General features: G+C 62.1%; 23 protein-coding genes. 9 read left to right on the top strand and 14 right to left on the bottom strand.

Features of this window, described 5'->3' with window-relative positions:
- Positions 1-36: 36 nt before the first annotated feature.
- The gene (locus tag V5N12_RS14685) at positions 37-633 is read right to left on the bottom strand and encodes an alpha/beta hydrolase (RefSeq protein ID WP_332899922.1); all 597 of its coding nucleotides are present in this window, start codon (positions 631-633) and stop codon (positions 37-39) included.
- 55 nt (positions 634-688) lie between these two features.
- On the opposite strand from V5N12_RS14685, the gene V5N12_RS14690 reads away from it, so the two are divergent.
- Complete coding sequence (locus tag V5N12_RS14690) at positions 689-1,495, top strand: PspA/IM30 family protein (protein WP_332899923.1); 807 nt, start codon at positions 689-691, stop codon at positions 1,493-1,495.
- A gap of 43 nt (positions 1,496-1,538) precedes the next feature.
- Positions 1,539-2,576 (top strand): hypothetical protein, encoded by a 1,038-nt coding sequence (locus V5N12_RS14695; RefSeq protein WP_332899924.1) that lies wholly within the window; start codon positions 1,539-1,541, stop codon positions 2,574-2,576.
- On the opposite strand, the gene V5N12_RS14700 is transcribed toward V5N12_RS14695, so the two are convergent.
- Together V5N12_RS14700 and thrS are read right to left on the bottom strand one after the other, a co-directional pair.
- The gene (locus V5N12_RS14700; protein ID WP_332899925.1) at positions 2,573-3,034 is read right to left on the bottom strand and encodes a hypothetical protein; all 462 of its coding nucleotides are present in this window, start codon (positions 3,032-3,034) and stop codon (positions 2,573-2,575) included. The two genes, V5N12_RS14695 and V5N12_RS14700, sit on opposite strands and share 4 nt — an antisense overlap.
- Positions 3,035-3,113: 79 nt before the next feature.
- A complete protein-coding gene (gene thrS, locus V5N12_RS14705) occupies positions 3,114-5,036 on the bottom strand; it encodes a threonine--tRNA ligase (RefSeq protein ID WP_332899926.1) in 1,923 nt (640 codons plus the stop codon).
- A gap of 228 nt (positions 5,037-5,264) precedes the next feature.
- On the opposite strand from thrS, the gene V5N12_RS14710 reads away from it, so the two are divergent.
- Positions 5,265-7,100, top strand: a complete 1,836-nt coding sequence (locus V5N12_RS14710) for a threonine--tRNA ligase (RefSeq protein WP_332899927.1) — start codon at positions 5,265-5,267, stop codon at positions 7,098-7,100.
- Between the two features lie 10 nt (positions 7,101-7,110).
- Here the strand turns inward: V5N12_RS14710 and V5N12_RS14715 are convergent, their stop codons facing one another.
- From V5N12_RS14715 to V5N12_RS14735, 5 genes are all read right to left on the bottom strand, one after another.
- The gene (locus V5N12_RS14715) at positions 7,111-8,127 is read right to left on the bottom strand and encodes an NAD-dependent epimerase/dehydratase family protein (RefSeq protein WP_332899928.1); all 1,017 of its coding nucleotides are present in this window, start codon (positions 8,125-8,127) and stop codon (positions 7,111-7,113) included.
- A gap of 196 nt (positions 8,128-8,323) precedes the next feature.
- Positions 8,324-9,361, bottom strand: coding sequence for a dipeptide epimerase (locus V5N12_RS14720; protein WP_332899929.1), 1,038 nt, complete (start codon positions 9,359-9,361; stop codon positions 8,324-8,326).
- Entirely contained in the window at positions 9,358-10,371 is a 1,014-nt protein-coding gene (locus V5N12_RS14725; protein WP_332899930.1) for a DUF1611 domain-containing protein, read from the bottom strand. Before V5N12_RS14725 ends, V5N12_RS14720 begins: the two co-directional genes overlap by 4 nt.
- 60 nt (positions 10,372-10,431) lie before the next feature.
- A complete protein-coding gene (locus tag V5N12_RS14730) occupies positions 10,432-11,316 on the bottom strand; it encodes a Vms1/Ankzf1 family peptidyl-tRNA hydrolase (RefSeq protein WP_332899931.1) in 885 nt (294 codons plus the stop codon).
- A 31-nt stretch (positions 11,317-11,347) separates the two neighbouring features.
- Complete coding sequence (locus V5N12_RS14735) at positions 11,348-11,707, bottom strand: DUF5802 family protein (protein WP_442904947.1); 360 nt, start codon at positions 11,705-11,707, stop codon at positions 11,348-11,350.
- Positions 11,708-11,805: 98 nt separating this feature from the next.
- On the opposite strand from V5N12_RS14735, the gene V5N12_RS14740 reads away from it, so the two are divergent.
- Positions 11,806-12,432 (top strand): DUF1405 domain-containing protein, encoded by a 627-nt coding sequence (locus tag V5N12_RS14740; RefSeq protein ID WP_332899932.1) that lies wholly within the window; start codon positions 11,806-11,808, stop codon positions 12,430-12,432.
- 17 nt (positions 12,433-12,449) lie between these two features.
- On the opposite strand, the gene V5N12_RS14745 is transcribed toward V5N12_RS14740, so the two are convergent.
- Positions 12,450-13,211 carry a TrmB family transcriptional regulator gene (locus tag V5N12_RS14745; RefSeq protein WP_332899933.1) on the bottom strand — a complete coding sequence of 254 codons (762 nt, stop codon included), beginning with the start codon at positions 13,209-13,211 and terminating at the stop codon, positions 12,450-12,452.
- A gap of 329 nt (positions 13,212-13,540) precedes the next feature.
- Between V5N12_RS14745 and V5N12_RS14750 the strand changes: the two genes are divergently transcribed.
- Entirely contained in the window at positions 13,541-14,203 is a 663-nt protein-coding gene (locus tag V5N12_RS14750; protein WP_332899934.1) for an ArsR/SmtB family transcription factor, read from the top strand.
- Here V5N12_RS14750 and V5N12_RS14755 read toward each other — a convergent pair.
- Positions 14,200-14,658 carry a hypothetical protein gene (locus V5N12_RS14755; RefSeq protein WP_332899935.1) on the bottom strand — a complete coding sequence of 153 codons (459 nt, stop codon included), beginning with the start codon at positions 14,656-14,658 and terminating at the stop codon, positions 14,200-14,202. The two genes, V5N12_RS14750 and V5N12_RS14755, sit on opposite strands and share 4 nt — an antisense overlap.
- Positions 14,659-14,940: 282 nt before the next feature.
- Between V5N12_RS14755 and V5N12_RS14760 the strand changes: the two genes are divergently transcribed.
- The 3 genes from V5N12_RS14760 (at position 14,941) to V5N12_RS14770 (ending at position 18,066) form a co-directional block, all read left to right on the top strand.
- Positions 14,941-15,837 carry a twin-arginine translocation signal domain-containing protein gene (locus V5N12_RS14760; protein WP_332899936.1) on the top strand — a complete coding sequence of 299 codons (897 nt, stop codon included), beginning with the start codon at positions 14,941-14,943 and terminating at the stop codon, positions 15,835-15,837.
- A gap of 88 nt (positions 15,838-15,925) precedes the next feature.
- Entirely contained in the window at positions 15,926-17,167 is a 1,242-nt protein-coding gene (gatD, locus tag V5N12_RS14765; protein WP_332899937.1) for a Glu-tRNA(Gln) amidotransferase subunit GatD, read from the top strand.
- Positions 17,158-18,066 (top strand): GNAT family N-acetyltransferase, encoded by a 909-nt coding sequence (locus V5N12_RS14770; RefSeq protein WP_332899938.1) that lies wholly within the window; start codon positions 17,158-17,160, stop codon positions 18,064-18,066. The genes gatD and V5N12_RS14770 overlap by 10 nt, the downstream gene beginning before the upstream one ends.
- On the opposite strand, the gene V5N12_RS14775 is transcribed toward V5N12_RS14770, so the two are convergent.
- Genes V5N12_RS14775 through V5N12_RS14785 form a run of 3 tightly spaced genes read right to left on the bottom strand, consistent with a single transcriptional unit; the run spans position 18,053 to position 20,772 of the window.
- On the bottom strand, positions 18,053-18,331 hold the full coding sequence (locus V5N12_RS14775) for a ubiquitin-like small modifier protein 1 (protein ID WP_332899939.1): 279 nt from the start codon (positions 18,329-18,331) through the stop codon (positions 18,053-18,055). The genes V5N12_RS14770 and V5N12_RS14775 overlap by 14 nt on opposite strands.
- A 48-nt stretch (positions 18,332-18,379) precedes the next feature.
- Entirely contained in the window at positions 18,380-19,540 is a 1,161-nt protein-coding gene (locus tag V5N12_RS14780; RefSeq protein ID WP_332899940.1) for a TrkA C-terminal domain-containing protein, read from the bottom strand.
- Entirely contained in the window at positions 19,537-20,772 is a 1,236-nt protein-coding gene (locus V5N12_RS14785) for a potassium channel family protein (RefSeq protein ID WP_332899941.1), read from the bottom strand. The genes V5N12_RS14780 and V5N12_RS14785 overlap by 4 nt, the downstream gene beginning before the upstream one ends.
- Positions 20,773-20,868: 96 nt before the next feature.
- On the opposite strand from V5N12_RS14785, the gene V5N12_RS14790 reads away from it, so the two are divergent.
- Positions 20,869-22,041: an NAD-binding protein gene (locus V5N12_RS14790; protein WP_332899942.1), complete on the top strand. Its 1,173-nt coding sequence runs from the start codon at positions 20,869-20,871 to the stop codon at positions 22,039-22,041.
- Here the strand turns inward: V5N12_RS14790 and V5N12_RS14795 are convergent.
- The gene (locus V5N12_RS14795) at positions 22,038-23,519 is read right to left on the bottom strand and encodes an HPP family protein (protein ID WP_332899943.1); all 1,482 of its coding nucleotides are present in this window, start codon (positions 23,517-23,519) and stop codon (positions 22,038-22,040) included. The genes V5N12_RS14790 and V5N12_RS14795 overlap by 4 nt on opposite strands.
- Positions 23,520-23,521: the final 2 nt, after the last annotated feature.

Genomic DNA, 23,521 nt, shown 5'->3' on the forward strand with positions numbered 1-23,521 from the left:
TTCGGAGCGACGGAGCCACCGAGAGGGAGTCACACACTACAGATGTGGAACCAAAAAGTCACAGACGCAACGGGAAACTTTCTGGGTTTGCCCGACGAAAAAGTGGTCAGCACTCAACTCATCAACACGATAGCCGAGGGCGCGCGCTCGGTCGACAACTGGCTGCCAGTTTGCCGTCGTGTCGCGCGTGGCGTACACCACCTGCGTCGGTGCTGAAATGGTTTCGAGCGCGGTGGCCGTGTCGAAGCCCGCGGGCAGGGACCCAGCCGGCGCGAGCGCGCTCACCGCCGCGAGGTCGTCTCGGTTTGCCGCCGTGAGTAACGCGATAGCGCCGCCAAACGAGAAACCGAAGAGTCCCACGGTCTCGTAGTGGTCGTGGGCCCACGCGATGGCGTTGCGAGCGTCTTCGCGTTCGCCACGGCCTTCGTCCCACGCGCCGTAGTCAAAGCGCAGGGTGGCGACGCCGTGGTTTGCGAGTGTGTCTGAGACGGCGGTGAGGCGAGAGTCGGTTCGACGGCCACCATGTTGGGGGTGGGGTGGGCACGCGACGACGACGCTCGTCGCATCTGGGACGGCGTCGTGGCTCGCGCGCACGTCGCGGCCACCCGGAACGAGAACGGGGTCTGCTTTCATTACTGACTGTTAGTGAGGTGAGAGTTTTTAAGGCCGCGCATGGCCAATAGCATCCATGGGAATCTTCTCGCGCATGTCGTACGTCATCCGCTCGAAACTGAACGCGCTGCTCAACCGGGCCGAAGACCCGACCGAGACGCTCGATTACTCCTACGAGCAGATGCGTGACGAGCTACAGGACGTAAAACGAGGAATCGCAGACCTCACCACACAGAAAAAGCGCCTCGAAATCCAGAAACGCCGCCTAGAGGAGAACGTCGAGAAGCACAACCGACAGGCGCGTGAAGCCGTCAACCAAGACCGCGACGACCTCGCCCGACAGGCCTTAGAGAAGAAAAAACAGAAGATGACCCAAATTGAGGAACTCGAAGGCCAGATTGCGAGTTTGCAGAACACTCAGGACAACCTCGTCTCGAAGAAGAACGAACTTCAGAATCGCATCGAGGAGTTCCGCACCCAGAAAGAGACCATCAAAGCCCGCTACGAGGCCGCAGAGGCGAGCACGCGCGTCTCCGAGGCGATGACGGGCGCGGGCAAGGAGATGGAAGACGTGTCCCGCGCCATCGAGCGCGCCCGCGAGCGCACCGACGACATGGAAGCCCGCTCTGAGGCGCTCGACGAACTCCAAGATTCGGGCGCGTTCGAGGACGCACTCTCCGATAAGGACTCCATCGACCGCGAACTCGAATCGCTGTCCACCGACAACGAAGTCGAAGCCGAGTTAGAGACGCTCAAAGCTGAAGCCGGGAAGGGAACGACGAGCGCAGAATCCGAGACGGACGCCGAAGCAGAGACCGAAACTGAAGCAGTAGACCCCGAAGTCGAAGCCGAACTCGAAGACATCAAAGAAGAAGACAACTGAGCGGCCACCAACCCTTTTGAGGCGCACGGAGTTTCTCGGTTAGATGAGCAATGGAAGCGGCGAGCCGAGCGACACGATGCGAGCCCGCGTCCCCGAAAACCGCGCCAAACTCTGGTTTCTCATGGAGGCGAATCGCTGGCTGGTGGCGGGCATGTTGCTCGCCATCTTCTTTTTCGCCCTCGTGGTGCTCGGCGCGCTCGACCCGAGCCTGATTCGCGGAACGATGGCGAACAAAGATCCGACCGAGACGCTGTTTCAGGCCTTTGTTACGGCCATCATCACCGGCGTGACGCTCGTGGTGACGCTGAACCAGCTCGTGCTCTCACAGGAACTCGGCCCGATTGGTGACCAGCGCGAGCGCATGGAAGGGGCGATGCAGTTTCAAGCCGACGTCGAGGACACGCTCGATACGCCGGTGAGTCCCGCAGAACCCGCCCGCTTCCTCCAGTCAATTATCGAAGCGACCGGCGAGCGGGCACACAGACTCGCGGACGGACTCAGCGGCGACCTCACGGATGACGAACGCGAGGAGATTACCCGCTTTATCGACAGTGTGACTGAAAACGCAGACGAGGTAGCAGACCGCCTCGACGACGCCCAGTTCGGGACGTTCGACGTGCTCTCTGCGGCGCTCGACTTCAACTACTCGTGGAAGGTGTACGAGGCCCGACGCATCCAGAACACGTACGACGAGCAGCTCGGCAAGGACGCAAACGACGCGCTTGACCAGCTCCGCGAGGCGCTCACCTTCTTCGGCCCCGCGCGTGAACACTTCAAGACGCTCTACTTTCAGTGGGAACTCATCAACCTCTCTCGGGCGATGCTGTACGCGGCCGTCCCTGCGCTCATCGTCGCCACGGCGTCGATTATCTATCTCGATGCGAACGCCGTGCTCGGGACGTTCCTCGGCCTCGACAATCTCATCTGGGTCGTGAGCGCGGCGGCGGCCATCTCGGTCGTGCCGTTCGTCATCCTACTCGCGTTCATCATGCGGATTGCGACGGTGGCAAAGCATACGCTCTCGATTGGCTCGTTCATCCTCAGAGACACCGAAGGCAGTCACAAAACGGGTGGCAACTAGGCGGCGACGGGTTCTCGAAGCAGTATTTCGAGTTCGTCCGCCCGGCCGGCCGTGAGCGGGCCGGGGGCGTGCCACCGCACCTCGCCGTCACGCGCGACGAGGAAGGCGTGCATCGAGTGTTCTGAGAGAATCTCTAACTCCCAGCGAAACGGTCGTTTGTCGATGAACGCCGTAATCGTGCGTTCGCGCATCGTTTCGTCGTCGCTGTCGGCGCGCAGGCCGCCGCCGAAAAATGGGCGGACGAGGCGATAGCTGCGACTCAACACGGAGAGTTCGTAGGACTGGAACCTCTCGTGGGTCGCACGGAGATTTTCGACGAACGGTTCCCAAGAGTCTACGTCTGTCTGCTGGTCGCGGCTGAACACGACGAACACGAGGTTCAGGTCGCCCTCGAAATCTGCCGGCAGTCGAAACTCCTTGCCTGCTTCAGTTGATCCGGTTACGGTTGGAAATTGCAACGCAATACACGTCGTGGCGGGGGTGCCAGACAGGTGAAGATTTGCGGGGAAACAGGATAAACGTGCCTGCGATTCGGACTTATGCGAGGAAATCAGGTTCGAGGCGTTTTTCTTCCTGTTCAGATTCGAGGTGGGCTTGGAACTCGGCTAACTCCACACCGTTTCGGTCGCGCTCTTTCCGGTCGCGCACCGAGATGGTGCGGTCTTCTTCCTCGTTGCCGCCGATGATGATTTGGTACGGCACGCGGTCGGTGTGGGCCTGCTGAATCTTGCGCCCGACCGTCCACGAGCGGTCTTCGATGGTGACGCGGAAGTCGCCGAGGCGGTGTTTGAGTTCTTTCGCGTACGGGATGTTGTCGTCGCTGACGGGGAGGATGCGCACCTGTTCGGGGGCGAGCCAGAACGGGAATTTGCCGTTGTAGTGCTCGATGAGCACCATGAAGAAGCGCTCGAAGGAGCCGTAGAGCGCGCGGTGAATCATCACCGGGCGGTGGTCTTCGTTGTCCTCGCCGGTGTAGGTGAGGTCGAAGCGCTCTGGCATGTTGAAGTCGAGCTGGACGGTTGGACCGTCCCACACCCGGCCAAGCGCGTCCTCGAACGAGAAGTCGATTTTTGGCCCGTAGAACGCGCCATCTCCGGCTTCGACGCGGTAGTCGATGCCCGACTCGTCGAGCACGCTTTCGAGTTGCGTCTCTGCTTGCTCCCAAATTTCGTCGCTGCCGACCGATTTCTCGGGGCGGGTTGCGAGGGCGACCTTGTACTCTAAGTCGAACGTTTCTAAGACCTCGAAGATGAGGTCCATCGTGTCTTCGACTTCGGATTTAATCTGGTCGGGACGGACGAACAGGTGGCCGTCGTCGATGGTGAACGCCCAGACGCGCGAGAGGCCGGAGAGTTCGCCGCGTTGTTCTTTGCGGTACACCTTTCCGTTTTCTGCGTAGCGAACGGGCAGGTCACGGTAGCTCCACGACCCCTGCTTGAAGATGGTCGCGTGGCCGGGGCAGTTCATCGGCTTCAGGCCGTACTCCTCGTCGTTCACATCGAGGAGGAACATGTCGTCCACGTAGTTGTCGTAGTGCCCCGACTGCTTCCAGAGTTCCGTGCGGAACAGGTGGGGCGTCTCGACGTAGTCGTAGCCGAAGCTCTCGTTCAGCGACTGGCCGTAGCCTTCGAGTTGTTGCAGAATTTTCTTCCCGTTCGGGTGATAGAGCGGGAGGCCAGGGCCGGTGACTTCCGGAATCGAAAAGAGGTCGAGTTCCTGGCCGAGTTTGCGGTGGTCGCGCTCTTTTGCCTCCTCGCGCTGTTCTAAGAATTTCGTGAGGTCTTTTTCCGACTTGAACGCCGTCCCGTAGACGCGCGTGAGGGTGTCGTTTTCTTCGTCGCCGCGCCAGTAGGCCGAAGAGATGTTGAGGAGTTTGAACGCGCCGATTTCACCGGTCGATTCGAGGTGCGGGCCTTTACAGAGGTCTTTGAACTCGCCTTGCTCGTAAAAGGAGAGTGGGTCGTCGCCCGCGGCCTCGGTCTCCAAAATATCGCGTTTGTACGGGTTGTCCTCGTACAGCGAGAGGGCTTCTTCCCGGGAGAGTTCGACGCGCTCTATGTCGAGGTCGTCTGCGATGATGGAGTCGGCTTCCGCCTCGATGGCGCGCAGGTCGTCGCTATCGATGTCAACGCCGGTGATGTCGTAGTAGAAACCGTCGTCGGTCCACGGCCCGATGGTGAGTTTGGCATCGGGGTGGATGCGCTGGAGGGCTTGGGCGAAGACGTGGGCCGCAGAGTGGCGCAGGACGGAGAGATATTCGTCGCTCTGGGGTGTGACGATGACGAGCCGGCAGTCTTCGGTGAGTGGCGTTTCTTTGTCAACGAGGTCCCCGTCAACGACGCCAGCGACCGTGTCTCGGCCGAGTCCGGGCCCAATTTCGAATGCCACGTCTTCGACCGTCGACCCCGACTCCATGTGGAGTTCGGAACCGTCGGGTAACGTGACGACGATTTCGCTCATGGCCGAGGTAAGAAAGAGACGGAAAATAAGTGTGTTGAGACGCGCCCACGCCCAAAGCGTGCGAAAAGCTGTCAACCCACGACAGGTTTATGCCGGACGGTCAAGTTTGCCTAGCTATGAGTGTGTTGTTCCGGACAACACGTGGACTCGCCTCCTTCTAAGTAGCCGCGCCGCTGGCTCGCCGTTTGCCACGACTGCCCACATCCACGTATCCACCCCAAACCACTAATGAAACTCCTGTTCATCCACGCAGACCACCTCTCGTTCGAGGCGAAAAAAGAAGCCGGCCGCGACATCGCGGAAACCGACGGCGTCCCCATGGAGGGGCGCATGGACGACTGCGTCACCGTGTTCATCAGCGTCGAATCCGGCGACGCAGCAAGCGTCTCCGGCGTCGTCGCGAACGCCGCCGCAGAACTCCGCGACGTCACGAGTCAACTGAACGCGGACAAGGTCGTCCTCTATCCCTACGCCCACCTGAGCGACGACCTCGCGCCGCCAGACGTCGCAAAGCGCGTCATGCGCGAACTCGAAACCGAACTGAAAGACGACTACGACCTGCTGCGCGCACCCTTTGGCTGGTACAAGGCGTTCGAAATCTCGTGTAAGGGCCACCCGCTCTCTGAGCTCTCCAGACACGTGAGTGCCCACCGAGACGAAGAAGAAGACGCCGAACCGCGCGAACCGAGCGAGTGGCGCGTGCTCACGCCTGATGGCGAACTGCTGGACCCCGTAAGGGAAAAGGCCCAGTTCAGCGAGGACTTTCGGGCGCTCATCGCCGCCGAAGTCGAGGGCGTCACCGCGAGCAAGGGACAGGAACCGCCCCACCTCGCGCTGATGGCCGAGAAGGAGTTCGTCGGCTACGACGAGCTTTCAGATGTTGGCAACCTGCGGTGGTATCCGCGCGGGAAACTCGTGCGCGACTCGCTGATGCAGTACGTGTCTGACCTTGTTATCGACTACGGCGGGATGCCCGTCGAGACGCCCATCATGTACGACTTGGGCGCGCGCTCAATTAGCGAGCACGCAGAGAAATTCGGCGAACGCCAGTACCGCTTCGAGTCGGGCGACCGCCGCATGATGCTCCGCTTTGCCGCCTGCTTCGGCCAGTTCTCCATCATGCGCGATATGCACATCGCAGCGAACGACCTGCCGCTGCGAATCTACGAGATGAGCACCTACTCGTTCCGCCGCGAACAGCGCGGCGAGGTGCTCGGCCTCAAGCGCCAGCGGGCGTTCACGATGCCCGACATGCACACCGCGACGAAGGACATGGAGCAGGCCAAATCCGAGTTCGAAAAGCAGGCGAAACTCGGCTATGCGACGGGTGAGGACTTGGGCGTCTCCTACGAGGGTGCCTTCCGCATGACCCGCGCGTTCTACAACGAGAACCGCGCGTGGGTTGAGGGCGTGGTCGCAGACCTCGGCAAACCCGTCCTGCTCGAACTCCTGCCCGAGCGCCACCACTACTGGTCTGCGAAAATCGACTTCGCCGTCATCGACGGCCTTGGCCGCCCCATCGAGAATCCGACGGTGCAGATTGACGTCGAAAGTGCAGCACGCTTCGACATCGAGTACAGCGACGGCCAGCAAACCCACCACCCGAACATCCTGCACTACTCGCCAAGCGGGAGCATCGAGCGAGTGATGGCCGCCCTGCTCGAACACGCCGCGACCGAGGAGGTGCCGCGCCTGCCGACGTGGCTCTCACCGACGCAGGTCAGGTTCATCCCCGTGAGCGACGACCACGTCGCCTCCTGCGACGAGCTGGTCGAAAAACTGGCGGCGGCGAAGATTCGCGCCGACGTAGACGAACGCGCCGAAACCGTCGGCAAGCGCATCGCAAAAGCCGAACGCGACTGGGTTCCCTACTACGTCGTCGTTGGCGACCAAGAACTCGAATCAGGCGAGTTCAAAGTGAACCGCCGCGCAGCGGGCGACGAGGTGCGCCAGTCGTTCGCGGCGCTCCGTGAGGCAGTCGATGCAGAAATCGGTGACCGGCCGCGACGGCCGCGGTATCTTCCGGCGCACGTAAGCGCGCACCCGCACTTTACGGGGGCGTAAGCGACGACGCTCAGACGGTGCGCCAGATGACGGATTCAGAATGCTCGCCGGTCCATGTTGGCTTCCCCCGCCGGTCGGTGAGCCGGCCCTTTTGTTCCCACTCCTCTACGATGTGGGAGAGGCCGTCGCGGTAATCACCAAAGTGAGGCCGCCAGCCCGTTTCCTCGCAGAACGGGTCGTTCGTCGTCGGCATCGGGTTGCTGAAGAAGTCAACAGCCTCTTTCAGGGTGAAAAAGCGAGCGAGCCACGCGGGGACGCGCCGTGGTTCCGCTGCGCCGAGCAGGCGCGCGAACTCACTGAGGTACGCAGCAGTCGTGACCGGGTTGTCGTCGGTGACGTGCCAGAGGCCGTTGGTTCTGCGATCGATAGCCGTCGTGAACGCGCGGGCGGCGTCGTCTGCGTGCAGACACGAGAGCGTTGCGTCTTTCCGACCGAGGAGGCCCCCGCCGATTATCGGGAGTTCGCCTTCGAGCAGCCCTTGGGCGATGAGTTGGGTATGGGCAGCATCGGGGGCGTACAGCCAGCCACAGCGAAGAATGCTCACGTCGTATGCGTACTCCATGCGCGCATCGATGGCGAGGCGCTCTGCATCGACCTCTGATTGGGTAATCGCGGTTGGATTCCAGTCGTCTTCTTCCGAGAACTCCCCGCCATCCGGTCGGCGAGCAACCCAGACGAGGCTCTGTTGGACGTACTGGTCTGCGCCGATGTGTCCGGCCGCTGCGGTGAGGTGTTTCGTGCCTTGGCGTCGAATCTTGTCGTTGCGCGCCCAGTCCTGTTTCGTCGGTGAGCGCGTCTTTGGAACTGCAGAGGCCGCGTTCACCACCACGTCCGCGCCGTCTGCGGCGGTGAGCAGCGAATCAAAATCAAGGACGTCTCCGCGTCGTGGGTCACCGCCGGCGTCACGAATCACCGCATCGTTTCGCGCAGACCGACTGAGGCCAACAACCTCGTGACCCTCGCGGGCCAGTTCAGAGACGAGTCTCCGGCCAAGGACTCCGGTCGCCCCAGCAACGAAGACGTGCATACACGTGAATTGTGCTACAATTATAAAAACGCACACATTTCTCGAACTACCTGAAATGTCCAGCTAGAGGTGCTAATTCGAGTTGATAGATGTGTTGTTTGACACAATATGTTGTTATCATTAAGTTACAGCCGTAGTGACAACAGCGTGTAACAACACCTGAAAGAGACGCAGAAAACCGAGAGAACGGTCGTGGTTAGTGGGGGCGTGCGCCGGTTCCAGGCCGTGTGGGGTCAAGTTCGAGTGTACCCGCGGGCATCGAAATCCCGTCATATCTATCTTCTGCAAGGAGCAGCGAGCCGTCTATGTCGGCGTAATCGAGCAACGGAGCCAACTGCGCCGCCGCCGCAATCGAAGCATTCGACTCAATCATACACCCGAGCATCACTTCGAGGCCGTGGGCGCGCGCAGTGTGAATCATCCGCTTCGCTTCGCGGAGGCTGCCACACTTCATCAACTTCAGATTCGCAATGTCCACGCGGTCTGCAATCTGCGGGATGTCCGCGAGGGTGATACAGGACTCGTCTGCGGCGATGGGGAGCGGCGAACGTTCGTAGACGAATTTCAGGCCTTCGGGGTCTTCTGCGGGAACCGGCTGTTCGACGAACTCGACGTCGTAGTTGTTGAGCACGTAGGTCATCTCGACGGCTTCACGGGGTGTCCAGCCCTCGTTTGCGTCGACGCGAATCGTCGCGTCCGGGGCGGCCTCTCTGACCGTCTCGATGATCTCCTCGTCGCGGTCGGTGCCGACTTTGACCTTCAGGATATCGTAGCCCGCATCGACGGCCTCGCGGGTCTTCTCGTGCATTCGCTCTTTCGTGTCGATGCCGATGGTGAACGACGTATCCGGTGCGGAAGACGCGTCGAGGCCCCAGTAGCGATACAGCGGCAAGTCTGCGCGTTTTGCGGCGAGGTCGTGGAGCGCGATGCTCACCGCGACGCGGGCGGCCGGGTTCAGATTCACGCGCGCCTGCATTTTGCGCTCGATTTCATCGAGGGCGTGGGGGTCGCCCACCTCCTCGACTACTTCGAGCAGCGTCGGGAGGACGGCTTCGACGGTGGCTGCGGTCTCGCCGTAGTGTTCGGACGGTGCAGCCCCTCCAACGCCGACGTTCCCGTCGTCGTCTTCGATGCGGACGATGACGTTCTCTGCCACCTCTTGGGTGCCCCGGGCGATGGTGAACGGATTTTCGAGCGGGAGCGAAACGCGCTCGAAGGAAGCGTCGAGGCTCATAGGACCTCGTCTAAGATGGTGTCCGGGTCGAAGCGGACGGGGTCGGTCGCGGGTGCGTCGATGGCGTCTGCGAAGTCATCGACGGCGGCCTGTGCGTCTTCGTCTCCCTCGACAGAGCGCGTGTTGAGCGCCCCGGCGACGACCTCGGTCTCGTGAACCGGGCGCGCGAGGTCTTCGTAGAGCTGCCGATAGGTGCTGAAGTCGGGGAGGGCAAAGGATTCGTAGCCGTGGATGGCCTCGCGCCCGGCAGCGTGACAGAGGACGAGTTTGTCCGCCATCGAGCCGTGGAGGATGCCACAGGTGACCGCGGAGTAGGCGGGGTGGATGATGGTACCCTGCCCTTCGACGAACAGGTAGTCGTGGTCGTTGCCCTTTTCGAGAATCATCTCCTCGACTGCGCCCGCGGTGAAATCAGAAACGACGCGGTCGACGGGGTTGCCCCAGCCTTCGATCATGATGCCGGTCTGGCCCGTCGGGATGAACTCGGCGTCGATGCCGCGGTCTTGCGCCGCACGGGCGAGTTCGAGCGAGACGGTCATTTTCCCCACCGAACAGTCGGTACCGACGGTGAGGATGACTTCCGCATCCACGGAATCAGCGATTCCCTGTGCGACGGTCAGGTCGTCGTGGGGTTTGCGCACGTCCCAGATGTCCGCGCCGTGTTCTGCGGCGAGTTGGGCGAACTCCTCGTCGTCTTCTAAGAAGTAGTGCAGGCCGGAGATGACGTCCTTGCCCGCTTTGAGCGCAGTGCGCACGTCGTCGCGCCACGTGTCGTCGAAGCCGCCGCCGATGGGCGCGATGCCGATGACGAGCGCGTCGTAAGAATCCACATCGTCGATGCTGGCGACGACGGGCGCGTCTTGCACGTCCGGCACCGTGTCGTGGACGCGCGTGCCGGGGCTGTCTCGGTCGAGGACGGCCACGACGGTGTCATCCGAGTACCGCAGGATGCCGAGTGCAGTTTTCGCTTCGTCGGGGAACTTCTCGTGTGCGAGTAGGGCAATGTCCATACCGACTGTTCGTACGAGGGGTTCCTTAATTCTCGCGGAGACGGAGACAGGCGAGCGCGGTCAGACACTCGACAGTCTGGTCGTCCAAAAGTCGCGAAAGGCGTCCGCGAGCGCCTCTTCGGGCTCGCCCGTGGCGTCGACCGTCCGCGTCGCGTCTGCGTGGGGCTTGAATTTTCCCAACACAGTTCGCTCGCCGACGACGATGAGGCGGTCTGCATCGGTCTGTTCGACCGCCTCCAAACAGCGTTCGACGTGGTCTGCAATCTGCCCCTCGCGGATGCGCTCGAAGCGTCCCTGCGAGAAGCCGCCTTTCGAGTGGTTGCTCTTTACGTCCGTCTCGAAGCCGGTGAGCGAGACGCGCTCGCGGCCCTCGTACTCACCGAGGGCGAACAGGTCAGACCGGACGAGCGCGAACGCGAAGGTTCCCGTCGGCTCGAACCACGCACGGTCGAACGCGAAGTGGTCGTCCCACGTCGCGTGTGCATCTGGCACCAGTGGTGGTTCGAGCGCGACGCTCACGAGGCCCGCATCGTCGCCGAAAAAGACGCAGGGAGCCGCCCGCGAGACGAGTGCGGCGCGGTCGCCGAGCAGGTCGGTGAGTTCAGTGGGCAAGTCGTCTGTCACCACTGCAGAGAGCGCGCCCTCCGGCCCAGTCTCGACCGATTCGAGTCGAGTGAGCACCTCTGAGAGACGGTCGCCGCGGAGGCGCTCCGCTGTGCGAACCGAGAGCGACTGCTCGCCGTCGGGTTGGCCGAGTTTGCCTTCGAGGCCCGCAATCTGGTCTTCGAGGCGGTTTACGCGCTCTTCTGCTTGCTGGCGGGCGTGGGAAGCGTCGGCGCGGCGTTCCTGTTCGGCCGAAAGCTGGCGTTCGAGGTGGCGTTTTTCCGATTCGAGTGCCTCGATTCGCTCCTTTAGCTCCGTGCGGCCGAGCAGGTCGTCAAACATCGGTCGAACTCGGGGACGAATCCCCTTAAAATCAGGCGACTGTGCCGGCGATTCTGAGCAGTTGCTGGGCGCGCTCGCCGTGAGCGAGCCACACCTCGCGGCGCTCTGGTGGATTGTCGAGCCTGAGTGCCTCGTTCAGCGATGCGGGGACGGCCAGGGTGTACTCCGGGACCCCCGCGTCTCCGTGAACCGAAAAGTGGCAGGTGCCGAGTTTCATGACGAGCGGGTAGTCTGTGCGGGCGACCCCCGCCGTCGCGTAGACCTGTTCGTTCACCTGCTCGTGTTGGGAGTGGTGCATCAGTGCAACGTCGCCGTCGTACGGTTCAACGTAGAGCTGGCCGACGTAGTAGCCACTTGAGAATCGCTCAAACATACTGGTATGTGTAATCATACCATAGTTTGGCTGATAAGTGTTTGCCGGCACGTTTATGTTGCCGTGCAAACACGGCACACGACACGCCTTTGACGGCGCGGCCCACCACTTTGAGTATGATTCCGGTGCGCTACGCGCGTTACTACCTCGAAAACGCGCCGAGCCTCACATGGCTCATCTTCGCCAACTCCGTTGCCATCCTCGTCGGCATCCGGTTTTACGTCGAGACGATGCCCGATGTTTCGACCTTCCTCTGGCCGTTTTACACCGATTCGCCGGTCGCCGTGTTCTTCGCCACCCTCTCGCTCATGGCGCTCGTCCCGAACCTCGGCAAACGACTCGACGAGGCACCCCAAAACCTCGCACTGTGCTATCTGCACACGATTGCGTTCGTCTGGCTCGTCAAGTACGGTATCTGGACGGCGCTCGCACTGAATCTCGGCTTCTCCCAATACTTCCCCGAGGTGTGGGCGTACTTCGGCATCATCCTCACCCACCTCGGATTCGTCGGTGAGGCCTACCTCATGCCCCACTACGGCAAAACCACCCGCGGGGCGCTCGCCGCCGCCCTCGGCCTGATGTTCGTAAACGACTTCATCGACTATGGGCTTGGCCTCCACCCGCCGCTTCGCTACGAACCCGGGCTTGCGTTGCCCGTCTTGACCGTGATACTGTCCGTGCTCACGGTCTGGCTCGCCTCGCGGGCGTTCGACCGGTACGACGCGACCGCAACCCAGCACTGACGCCGTCGTCTCGTCACTCACTCTTGTGGTAGTCGCTCTGTCGAAATGAGACGGCGGGCGATAACGACTAATCCATTTCTCAGACCGCTCGCGTAAACCGCGTGCTCTTCGGTCGCGTCCACCCCCGTTTCTCCATCCGGCTGGATGGAGCTCACGAAGAGGTTCGATTTATCGGTGAGAAGGAGACGCCCAACCGCTGCTTCGCCCTCTATATGTGGGCCTGTCAGCCAGTCCAACCCGGATTCGAACACGCGTATCGAGGGAAGCTCTTCTGAGAGTTTCGCGATAACCGACGGTGAGGATCCCCCAACGATGACCATGACACCACGGTCTTGTGCCGATTCGAGGCGTTCGAACAGCCTGTGGGAGAGCATCGCTTCGTCAGCGAGCACGAGGACGATTTCGGCGTCCGCACTGTCGATAAGTTCGATTGTCCGAGATTCGATTGCATTCCGATTGTTTAGCGTCCACACTTCCGCAGGTTCCGAGTCCGATTTCGTGACTGGTTTGCTGAGAGTGCTCAACGACTGTTGGAGCGTGTCGATTCGGTCCAGATACTGCAGTCGAAGGGTTTCGGTTGCCTCCACAACGGAGACGGCTCGAAAGCGGCGAGGATTGCCGTGTTGGACGGATACCAACCCCTCTGCCTCCAACACCCGAATCGCGTCGTACACTCGCGTTCGAGGGATGTCTGAGAGCTCGCTTATCTCCTTTGCAGTACCAGCAAGATTAGTGTGACTGTCACTGAGTTGCGTAAAATCCGGATTTGGGTGAAACAAACTCCTATAACGTGGGGCTGCAATGATCCATTGCGTACTCCGTCACAGGTGCGCATCTTCGACGTGGGGTCGAAGAGGGGTATTCGCTTCGGAGAAGAGGGGGTTAAGGAGGGGGTATTCGCTTCGGAGCTGGGGGAGACACGGGGTCCACTGTTTGTCCACTGATTCACGCCGTGCGATCATCGGATGGTCGATTCGAGTGAATTGGTGGGCGTGTAATTCGTCAATACGTCAATGAGTTTGCGACTGCTACGCAGAGCGGTTCTACTCGCCGGACCGACTTCGGCGGTGAGGTATGCTTTTCCCCACAGGCTACCAAAGAGTGACTAATGGACTCGGCCGCTCTGCTTGACTTACTCGGAAACGAAAATCGCCGGCGCATCCTGCGATTGCTCGCACGCAAACCGTGCTACGTGACCGAAATCAGCGAGTACCTCGGGGTCAGCCCAAAGGCCGTCATCGATCACCTCCGCAAACTCGAAGACGCCGGGCTCGTCGAAAGTCGCACCGACGATCAGCGACGCAAATACTTCCACATCGCCCGGAACCTCCGGCTCGAAGTGAACGTCTCACCCTACAGTTTCGGCACGAAAAGCGCCTATCCAGCGAGTTCGAGCCTCGACATGACGACGACGTGTCGCCACCTCACCCTCGACGTGAAAACCGCGAGCACGAACAGCGACACCTCGGTCGAAGAAGTCGTCTCGGAACTCGCCAGCTTAGAGCAATTAGAAAGCGAGCTGTCGATGGCCCAACGCTGGGTACAGGGCCGCCTCACCGACGTGATGGACCGGCTCTCTGAGTACGTCGGCGATGCGAACGCCCGGCTGTTTACCGACATCCTGCGCGCGATGGCGGGCGGTGCGGACACGGTCGCCAAAATCTCAACCGTCATCGAAGCTCCCTACCCCATCGTCGAAGATTCGCTCTATCAACTCAACGAGCGCGGCCTCGTGTACTTCGACAACGGCGTGTGGAAAATCGCGGATTAAAGCTCTCTTGTGAAGCCGTCTTTCAGGTCGCGTCCGACGTAGAAGCCAGCGATAGCGAGGCCGAAGCCCGCGCCAGCGCTGAACACCGCGAGCGGGACGCCAAGCCCCACCGCGGTCAGGAGTAGGTTTCCGAGAAGCGCACTCACGCCGGAGACGAGTGCCCCCGCCGCACCGATTTCGAGGTAGCGACGACCGTCTGCGAGAAGGCCGAGCACGAACGCGACGACTGTGAGTCCGGCGAGGCTTCCAATCGAGCCAAACGGGAGGACAGCTCCGCCGACGAACAGCCCGACGAGCGTGCCGACGAGTGCGAGGAGGAAGAATTTCGGGTCGAACAGCCGCGTGAGCCGGGGTGCGCGCGGGCGAAGGCGCGAGAGGCGACTCGTGTCCGACTCATCTTGCTGGCTCGCGTGCGTCGGGCGCGTTCGCGTGAGTTCGTCTGTACGCTCTGCCATAGCGGGTGATTCGCGCGCCGAGAATAAGGGCCTTGTGCGGCGGACGCTTGACGCGAGGCGTCCATAGTAGTAGTCGCATAACCGCTGGTTCTCGGCTGCCTACTAGTTGGAAGTTTGTAATTAACTAATGGAGCAGTCGTGGGAGTTGCGGATAGTTCCGCTCCGGAATCCACGAAGATGACGGCGTTAATGGGAGCTTTGACCGGACAGAGCCGGTTTGGAAGGCTCCTGCCGGGCCGAGAGAATATGTTGGGACGGATAGGGGGGAACTGGAGAACAACAATGAATTTCACTCGACGGCAGGCACTCAAGGGTATCGGGATGGCAGGGATTGTGGGCGGCGTAAGTGCATTCGCACTGAGCGGCTCTGCATCAGCAGCGATGACAAGCGAGATAACGGCATCGAATCCCGGCGTAGTTCGCAATGATGACGGGAACATTACCGAGGTATACGTGGTTCCAAAGGTGTACACGGAGTGGCGCAACTTCGACGAAGTGCCACTGAAGCTCCGGTACATCCTAGAAGCAGGCATCGACGGGCAGGGCTACTCGCCCGTATATCGCGAGACGCCGTGGCTGTTTACGGATAACAATGACAAACTCGGCACCGCGACCCACGGCACCACCGACCGATTCCCGGACGCAGGCCGCGTGCCGCTCGCAACGGGGAACTCTGCGTTTTACAACATCAACGGCAACGGCGACTTCGTCTCGCCTGACGACGGGAGCGTCATCGTCCCACCGAAAATCGTCCTCTACAAAGAAGGGGAGGGCGCGTACTACGACGAACCGACCGACTACGACGGGCACACCGGTGGATCCGGGATGGACCACTGGACGGGGGCGAGTCTCGGCAGTGACTCAGGCGACTACGCCAACGGCAACTACGGCGTTATCGGCAATACGGACATGCTCGACCAAGACACAGACGGCGACTCGAAGACGACGACCATCTGGCTCCGGTTCTCGACCGTTCTCCTCGACGGCGCGTCTGAGTCGCTGATGCAGGCTGAATATCCGGCGTACAGCGGTTCTGCTGGCTACACCTACGAACGCCTTCGAAACATCGCCGGGAGCAACCCGTGCGTCTCCGTCTCGGAGACCTCGTTCGAGATAAGCGTCGAGAACGAACCCGCGGAGATGGGAAGCAACGCAAGGGCGAATCCGGGCGTCAACTAACCAAACCAGCGGCGTTTTTCGGTCGTTTCTGTCCAGCCATCATGTGAAGATGGCAGGGTTCAAGTCCAGTCACGCGGTAGCGGGGCGTATGAACCCAGGGGACCGCGTCCGTGTCGAACGCGGCGGCCAGACCTACGACGGTGTGTTGCTGCCATCGACCACCCACGAGACGCTCGTCGTCAAGCTAGACGGCGGGTACAACGTCGGTATCAACCGCGCAGACGCCGAAGTCGAAGTACTCGAATCTGACGTGTATCAAATCGAACCGGGCCAAACGAGCGACGTGTCCGAAGTCGAATTTGATGAGGACCTGCCGACCATCGCGCTCATCTCGACCGGTGGCACCATCGCCTCGACGGTGGATTATCGCACCGGCGCGGTGACCGCCCAATTCGACGCAGAAGACGTGCTTCGCGCCGTCCCCGACCTCGCAGGCCGGGCAAACTACCGCGGGCGCGTCGTCGCAAACATCCTCTCTGAGAACATGACGCCCGACGTGTGGCAAGACCTCGCCCACGCCATCTACGAGGAAATCGAAAACGGCGCAGACGGCGTCGTCGTCATGCACGGCACCGACACGATGCAGTTCACCGCGAGCGCGATGGCGTTCATGCTCGAAACGCCCGTCCCCATCGTCTTCACCGGGAGCCAGCGCTCTGCAGACCGCCCCTCTTCTGATAACGTGATGAACGCCGTCTGTGCGGTCGAAGCCGCGAAAAGCGACTGCGCGGAAGTGCTCCTCTGTATGCACGCGACCGAGAGCGACACGACCTGCGCGCTCCACGAGGGCACGCGCGTCCGGAAGAATCACACCTCCCGGCGCAACGCCTTTGAGACCATCGGCGCGGCCCCGCTCGGCGAAATCGACTACGACACAGAAGAACTCACCTTCCGCCGCGAGTACACGAAACGCGGCGAGCGCGACCTTGACATCGCGCCCGACATCGAAACCGACGTCGAACTCATTAAGTTCACACCGGGCATGGACACTGCCTTCCTCGATGTGTTAGAAGGCAAAGCAGGCGTCGTCATCGAGGGCACGGGCCTCGGCCACGTTCACACCGACTGGATCGACAGCATCGAATCGCTCGTCTCCGACGGCACCGTCGTCGTCATGACCAGCCAGTGTCTCGCCGGGCGCGTCTGTGACCGCGTCTATGACACCGGTCGCGACCTGCTGGATGCGGGCGTCGTCGAAGGCGAAGACATGCTCCCCGGCACGGCCAAAGTCAAGCTGATGTGGGCGCTCGCCAACGCAGACGACGTGGCGGGCACGATGCAGACGCCGCTCGCAGGCGAGATTACGCCGCGGTCTGTGCCATGGAACTGACGGTCAGAGGAATCCGCGACACCGACGTGGACGCCATCGTCGCCTTCACCCAAGAGACGTGGGCAGACCGCGAGGTCGGCGACCACATCCCGCGCGTGCTCGAAGACTGGATTGACACCGAGGGCGACACCCAGAAAACGTTCGTCTTAGACGCGGGCGACGACATCGCGGGTCTCTGTCAAGGCGTGCTGCTCTCGGACCACGAAACGTGGGCACAGGGCATGCGCGTGAACCCAGCCTTCAGAGGAAACGGCGTGAGCCGCACGCTCACGAACGCGCTGTTCGACTGGGCTGCAGCACAGGGCGCGACCGTCGCGCGGAACATGGTGTACTCGTGGAACATTGGCGGCCTCGGCCAGTCGCGCGCCACGGGCTTTTCCCCCGCCACCGAGTTCCGATGGGCGAAACCCGAACCCGACGCAGACGCACAACCCGACCTCACCGTCGAAGCCGACCCGGCGGCGGCGTGGAGCTACTGGAACCGCTCTGAGGCGCGCACGCACCTCGTCGGCCTCGGTCTCGATTTGACCGAATCGTGGGCGGTCTCGGAACTCACGCTCGAAAAGCTGCGCACGCTCGCGTCCGACGACGCCGTCTTCGCGGTCAAAGAAGAGGGCACGCGGGCGATGGCCTACCGCAATCGCACGTTCGAGCACACGACCGACGAGGGCGAAACCCGGAGTTACGCCGAGTACGGCGTCGGCGCGTGGGAGGACGCACAAGCCGCGCGCTCGCTGTTCGCCGCACTTAGCCGAGACGCTGCCCGACAGGGCGCGGACAACGCGCGCGTCCTCATCCCTGAAACCGTCCGTCACGTAAGCGACGTGGCGACCGCTCGGGTCCCGGTGAGCAGTGAACCTGATTTCGTCCTCGAAGCAGACCTGACTACCCGCCGCTGACCGGCGGGAACAGCGCGAGTTCGTCACCGGCTTCGAGCACGGTGTCGAGCCCTTCACTTTCTGCGAACGGACTCCGCCCGTTTCGCAACAGCCGAATGTGTTCGTGGAGCGTGCCGTCTTCGTCGTACACCTCCGCGCGGAGCGCCGGGTGCTGTTCGATGAGGGCGGTGAGGGCGTCACCGAGCGTGTCGCCGGGTTCGGTGGCCACGCTGACTTCCCTTTCCCCGGCGGCTTCTGCAAGATTCGCAAAGAGCTTCCACTGCATGCGGGTGTCTACCGGACGCGACAGCAAAAAGGCTCGCCGTCAGGGCGTTCACTGGGAGGGTTGTTTCGACGGGCCCGTGACCGCTTCGAGTCGCCGAAGTTCGTCGGGTCGGACGATCGCGTAGATGGTGTCACCGGCTTCGAGAACGTGACCGCGGGCGGGAATCGCCGTGACGCCACCGGACTGTGGTTTGACGGCGACGACGGTGGTGTCGAGGGTGCCGAGGGTCGTCCCGACGAGCGCACTCGACTCGTGGACGGTGACCGCCCCCATCGTCTCGTCTGCCACGCGAAGCAGGGAGGCGAACTCGCGGTCTGGCAACGGTTCGGATGGCATCGTGATGAGGCGATAGGACTCCTCGGCCGAGAGCCGGTCTGTGTCCGCCGCGTCGACGACGACCGTGACGACATCCTCGACGGCGGCCCTGAGTTCTGCGGCCGTCACGAGTTCCGGCTCTGGGCCGGGTGTCCAGATTTGGACGAGGTCGCCCGCGCTCGCGCCGTGGGCCGGGTCTGCGCGGATGGCGACGGCGGCTTTCCCCGGCGGTAAGGTTGGGCCGAGTCCGGCCGCCCGACTCCCGATGGCGAGGAACGTGACCGCTCCGCTTTCGTCCAACTCGATGTCGACGTGGCCGACGCTGTAATCTTCTTTCAGCCGGGAGACGAGACGGGTTTTCAGTTCACCAACGGTGAGCCGACGCGGGAAGACAAGTGAAATACCCGCGAGTTTCTCCTTGGTCGCGTCGTCTACCGGGTCGTAGCCCTCGATATCTTGGATATCGTCCGGCAACGTGACCGTAATCGTCCGGCCGACCGACTGGACGAGTTGGCTCATCTCGCGGTTCAGGTCTTTGACCCCGGAGATGGCGAAAAATCGCACGGCGAGGTCATCGCCAATCTGGTGGCCAAGCGACGCGCCGAAGCCGCCGACGACGAACGACGCAATCGTAACGATGGCGTTCGTTTCGAGCCCATCTAAGTTGCCCGCGGTGATGACTTGCTTTAGCGCCAGGTCGGTGTTGAGCCAGAGCGACACCGCAGCGAGGCCAACGAGAATGGCGACGTTGAGGGGAGGCTTCTGGCGGGAGTACCAGCGGTAGACAAACGTGAGCGCGAGCGCACTCGTGAGGGCGAGCAGCCCCATTCCGACGACCGATAAGAGCGCACTGAGGTCAAACAGCACCTCCAACAGCTCTGAGATGACCGTCACGCGGCCACCTCCGCGAACCCGGCGAGCGCGTCGCGGGTACCGACGACGAACAGTTCGTCACCGGCGGCGAGCATCGTCTCGCCGCGTGGGGCGAACACCCACCCGCGTGCGGAGCCGTTGGTGTCCGCCTTCGGAGAGCGCTTGACCGCGAGCACCGCCACGTCGTAGGTGCTTCTGACCGCAATGTCGCCAAGCGTCCGTCCGTCGAGGTCACCACCGGTTCTGACGGTGAGTTTCTTGAAACGCTTGCCCGCCCGGCGGAGCAGTGAGACGAGTTCGTACTCCCGGCGGGTGCCGCGCGCTTGCGTGACGACGCGCCCGGTTTCGATGCCGAGCAATTGTTTTGCGTCCGTGCGGTCTACCGCGACGGTGATACGGCCCTCACCGCCGGTCGTTGTCGGCGCGTGTGGCGCGGGAATCGGGGTTTCGTCGTCTTCTGCGGGCGTTTCACCCGGTGGCTGGTCGCTACCCCCGTCGGACTGGGCGGCGACGACTGGCCCGGTGACCGAGCCAGCGGTCGTCTGTAACACCACTTCGTCGCCGCGGGCGACGCCGGTCGGAAGCAGCGCCTCGATCGAGATGGCACGCTTGCCCTTTGGCACCCGGCGGGAGAGTCGGCCACTCGGTGGGGCGGCGTTCACGCTTGCTTTTGCATTCGCGTCGACGGTCACCGAGACGTCCGCGAGGTCGTGGTCGTTTCGCAGCCGGTCTGCGAGACGGGTTTCGAGTTCCGAGAGCGGGAGGTCTGGCGGAACGGTGAGTTTCGACTCTTTGATGGCCTTTCTGAGGTCTGCCGACAGCGGCGGATACCCCTCCATGTCGCCAACGGGGCCGACGATATCGAGTTGGATTTCGCCGCGAACGCCGACGCGATTGAGCACGTCGCGCGAGAGTTTCTGCTCGCGCAGGCGTTTAAGCGAGAGGCGCTTTGGGAACTCCGCGCCGAGTTTGTCGCCCATCGAGTGGGTGTAGAGCGTAATCATCATCACGACGATGGCGGCGACGAGCAACATTGGCGAGCTCTGGACTGCCGGGTCAATCAGCCCGAGCAGGCCGCCGTTGATGCCGGCGATGGCAACCCCGAGGGTGACGACACCGAAGCCGGGGAGAGTGACGCCGGTGAAGTATTTGAACAGAAACCCGAGCGTGAAGGCGATGAGACCGGGAAGCAGTCCCGTCAAGAGCCCGAGGTAGATGCCAAACAGCACCTGAAGCGGAAGGGCCTGAACCATACGTGTCCCACTCATCGTGTCACTTTACCATTACCGGAACACTGCACCGAAACACAAGTCGAGGTTTATATACTGTCACGAAACAAACAACGGTACATGAACCGGAGGCGCTCGTGGTACAGCATTCGTCTTGCGATTTTGTTGACCTTCGCAGTGGCGTTGCTGTCGTTTGCGACGGGTGTGGCGAACATCGCGACGCCGACTATCGTTCCCGGGCCACTCAGCCCCTACGTCCACGACACCGTCCAGCAAACGGCCGGGTTTACGGGCGCGCTCACCGGGTTCTTACTGGTTCTCAGCGCCGTTGGCCTGCGTCGTGGACTCAGAGCCGCGTGGCTTTCGACGATGGTGTTTCTCCCACTCACCGCAGCACAGGGGCTCCTCCAGTCGAACTCGCTTTCTTTGCCACTCGTCGCGCTCTCGTTGCTCGCGCTGCCGGTCGTGGGGTTCAATCGAAAGCGCTTCACGCAGGACATCTCGCTGAGCACGACCCAACTGGGTGCGCTCACGGCGATTATCGGCGCACAGATTTACGGCACCGTCGGCACCTACGCCCTGCGCGAGCAGTTCGGCGGCGTCAACAACCTCACCGACGCCTTCTACTACACGCTCGTCACCGCGAGTACGGTCGGCTACGGCGATGCGTCACCGACCACGCAGGTCGCCCGCCTGTTCGGGATGAGCGTCATCGTCATCGGCACCGCCAGCTTCGCCATCGCGCTCGGGTCGGTGCTCGGCCCCGCAATCGAAGCACGCTTCAGCAGAGCACTTGGTATCATGAACGAATCACAACTCGCAACCTTAGAAGACCACGTCATCGTCCTCGGCTACGGCGAACTGACCGAACCGATTTTAGAAGAATTACAGGAGACGACCGCGTTCGTCGTCATCGTCCCCGACAAAGAACACACCACAGAACTCGCAGAGCGCGACTACAAAGTCATCACCGGCGAGCCATCAGACGAAGCCGTCCTCGAACGCGTCGGCATCGACCGCGCGCGGGCGGTGGTCGCCGCGACCAACTCAGACGCAGAAGACGCCCTCTCGATTCTCACCGCGCGCCAACTCAATCCGAACATCAGAATCGTCGCCGCAGCAACCGAACGCGAGAACATCCGGAAGCTAAAACGCGCCGGAGCAAACACCGTCATCAGCCCGGCGGTTATTGGCGGGCACTTACTCGTCCAGTCAGCGCTTGGCCAGCGCGGCATGGAGGACTTCGCAGACCGCATTCTGGACGTGGACGAAGAGCACACAGACGCCGTCTAATCGAGGGCTGGCAACGGGTGTTTGCCGCGGTCGACGATGACGACGTCACTTTCGAGTTCGTGAATCCGCTCGAACGTCGGCGGTGAGATGAGCCGCGAGGCCGCAGAGCGGTCGGTGCTCGCGCCGAGGAAAATCGCGTCGTACTGCGGGGCGTTCGCCGCAAGGAAGGTTTCGATGGTCGCCCGCGAGACCCGCGTTTCGAGGTTGCCTTCGAAGGCGTCGACGAGGTCTGCGAGCATGTTCTCTGCGGCGCGGCGTTGGTTGGGCGCAGTGATACAGTTAGCCACACTCACCCGACCCGTGCGCCCGGCCAACCGAAGGCCGAAGTCAATCATCGCGTGGGCCACGTCGCTTGGCTGGCGGATGGGGACGAGAATGTGCTTCCACCGGGTTCGCCCACCAACAGAGCGGTGGACGGCCACGTCAACCTCGCTGCGAAACAGCGTGCGGACGAACGGCGACAGCGCGCCGTGTCGCTCTTCGTAGGGCGTGACAATCAGGTCGCAGTTGGTCGATTGTGCCGTCTGGATGACCGTCTGTGCGGGCGAGTTGCCATCCACTGCGACAACGACTTCGACGGGAACCCCGACTTTCGTCCGGAGGCGATTCGCCCACGCCTCCAAGTCGGCCGCGGCATCGGTTGCGGCTTTCGTCTCCGCCTGTTCTTCGAGGCTCTGTTCTTCACCGCCGTCGGTGAGCACCTGTGCGTCGTGGTCGAGCAGTTCAGCTTCGGCCGCCGCGATGGCTTCGTCGTCCACGATATCGAGGAGAACGACCTTCCCCGCGTCGTGGGCCGCAGCGAGTCGCGCGCCGAACATGGCAGAGGTCTCCGGCTGTGCACCCCGCATCGGGACGAGAACGTGGTCGTCGCCTTTCGTCGATTGATACAGGAATCGGGCTCTTCGCTCGTAGAACTGCTGTTTCCAGAAGACGAACGCGAGGGCGACGATTGCACTGGAGGCGGCAACCGAGAGGACGTAGTCGAACTGGGTCGAACCAGCGACGAGGGTGAGCAGCGCAGTCGAGAACGCAGAGGGTTCTTCGATGTCGAACACCCACGTCGAAAGCGCCGTGAGAAAGATGCCAAGCCCGGCGCTTATCGCACTGACCGACTGGCCAGTCGGCGCTGGCGTGAACGGGCTGATGGCGACGAGTTCGAACGCGCCCCAGCCACAGAGCGCGCCGATGGTGAGTCCGGCGACGAACTTCCCGGGCTTCGAGTACTTTCCTTCGGGGTCTGCAAACAGCGTGTAGGTGCCAGCGGCGAGTGGGGGGAACAGGAGGAACGAGAGTTGTTCGAGCGAGTTTGAGATGGCGGTAACGGTGGCGATGAGTAACGGGACGAGGACGACAACCGTGAGGTGAATCAGGTTGCGCGTACTCTCGACCCAGCGTCTGAGGTCTCGAATCCGGCGGCGCTCTAACCGCCGAAATCGAGCGTAGTAGGTGGCAGCGCGTTTCCGCACCGTATCGAGCATTG

The organism is Haladaptatus sp. CMSO5 (assembly GCF_036689885.1).
In the GTDB taxonomy this organism is placed as follows: domain Archaea; phylum Halobacteriota; class Halobacteria; order Halobacteriales; family Halococcaceae; genus QDMS2.

Bases quoted from the DNA above. Each gene is read 5' to 3' on its own strand.
- V5N12_RS14685 (WP_332899922.1), bottom strand. From the start codon at position 633: ATGAAAGCAGACCCCGTTCTCGTTCCGGGTGGCCGCGACGTGCGCGCG.
- V5N12_RS14690 (WP_332899923.1), top strand. From the start codon at position 689: ATGGGAATCTTCTCGCGCATGTCGTACGTCATCCGCTCGAAACTGAAC.
- V5N12_RS14695 (WP_332899924.1), top strand. From the start codon at position 1,539: ATGAGCAATGGAAGCGGCGAGCCGAGCGACACGATGCGAGCCCGCGTC.
- thrS (WP_332899926.1), bottom strand. From the start codon at position 5,036: ATGAGCGAAATCGTCGTCACGTTACCCGACGGTTCCGAACTCCACATG.
- V5N12_RS14710 (WP_332899927.1), top strand. From the start codon at position 5,265: ATGAAACTCCTGTTCATCCACGCAGACCACCTCTCGTTCGAGGCGAAA.
- V5N12_RS14715 (WP_332899928.1), bottom strand. From the start codon at position 8,127: ATGCACGTCTTCGTTGCTGGGGCGACCGGAGTCCTTGGCCGGAGACTC.
- V5N12_RS14720 (WP_332899929.1), bottom strand. From the start codon at position 9,361: ATGAGCCTCGACGCTTCCTTCGAGCGCGTTTCGCTCCCGCTCGAAAAT.
- V5N12_RS14725 (WP_332899930.1), bottom strand. From the start codon at position 10,371: ATGGACATTGCCCTACTCGCACACGAGAAGTTCCCCGACGAAGCGAAA.
- V5N12_RS14730 (WP_332899931.1), bottom strand. From the start codon at position 11,316: ATGTTTGACGACCTGCTCGGCCGCACGGAGCTAAAGGAGCGAATCGAG.
- V5N12_RS14735 (WP_442904947.1), bottom strand. From the start codon at position 11,707: ATGATTACACATACCAGTATGTTTGAGCGATTCTCAAGTGGCTACTAC.
- V5N12_RS14740 (WP_332899932.1), top strand. From the start codon at position 11,806: ATGATTCCGGTGCGCTACGCGCGTTACTACCTCGAAAACGCGCCGAGC.
- V5N12_RS14750 (WP_332899934.1), top strand. From the start codon at position 13,541: ATGGACTCGGCCGCTCTGCTTGACTTACTCGGAAACGAAAATCGCCGG.
- V5N12_RS14755 (WP_332899935.1), bottom strand. From the start codon at position 14,658: ATGGCAGAGCGTACAGACGAACTCACGCGAACGCGCCCGACGCACGCG.
- V5N12_RS14760 (WP_332899936.1), top strand. From the start codon at position 14,941: ATGAATTTCACTCGACGGCAGGCACTCAAGGGTATCGGGATGGCAGGG.
- gatD (WP_332899937.1), top strand. From the start codon at position 15,926: ATGAACCCAGGGGACCGCGTCCGTGTCGAACGCGGCGGCCAGACCTAC.
- V5N12_RS14770 (WP_332899938.1), top strand. From the start codon at position 17,158: ATGGAACTGACGGTCAGAGGAATCCGCGACACCGACGTGGACGCCATC.
- V5N12_RS14775 (WP_332899939.1), bottom strand. From the start codon at position 18,331: ATGCAGTGGAAGCTCTTTGCGAATCTTGCAGAAGCCGCCGGGGAAAGG.
- V5N12_RS14785 (WP_332899941.1), bottom strand. From the start codon at position 20,772: ATGGTTCAGGCCCTTCCGCTTCAGGTGCTGTTTGGCATCTACCTCGGG.
- V5N12_RS14790 (WP_332899942.1), top strand. From the start codon at position 20,869: ATGAACCGGAGGCGCTCGTGGTACAGCATTCGTCTTGCGATTTTGTTG.
- V5N12_RS14795 (WP_332899943.1), bottom strand. From the start codon at position 23,519: ATGCTCGATACGGTGCGGAAACGCGCTGCCACCTACTACGCTCGATTT.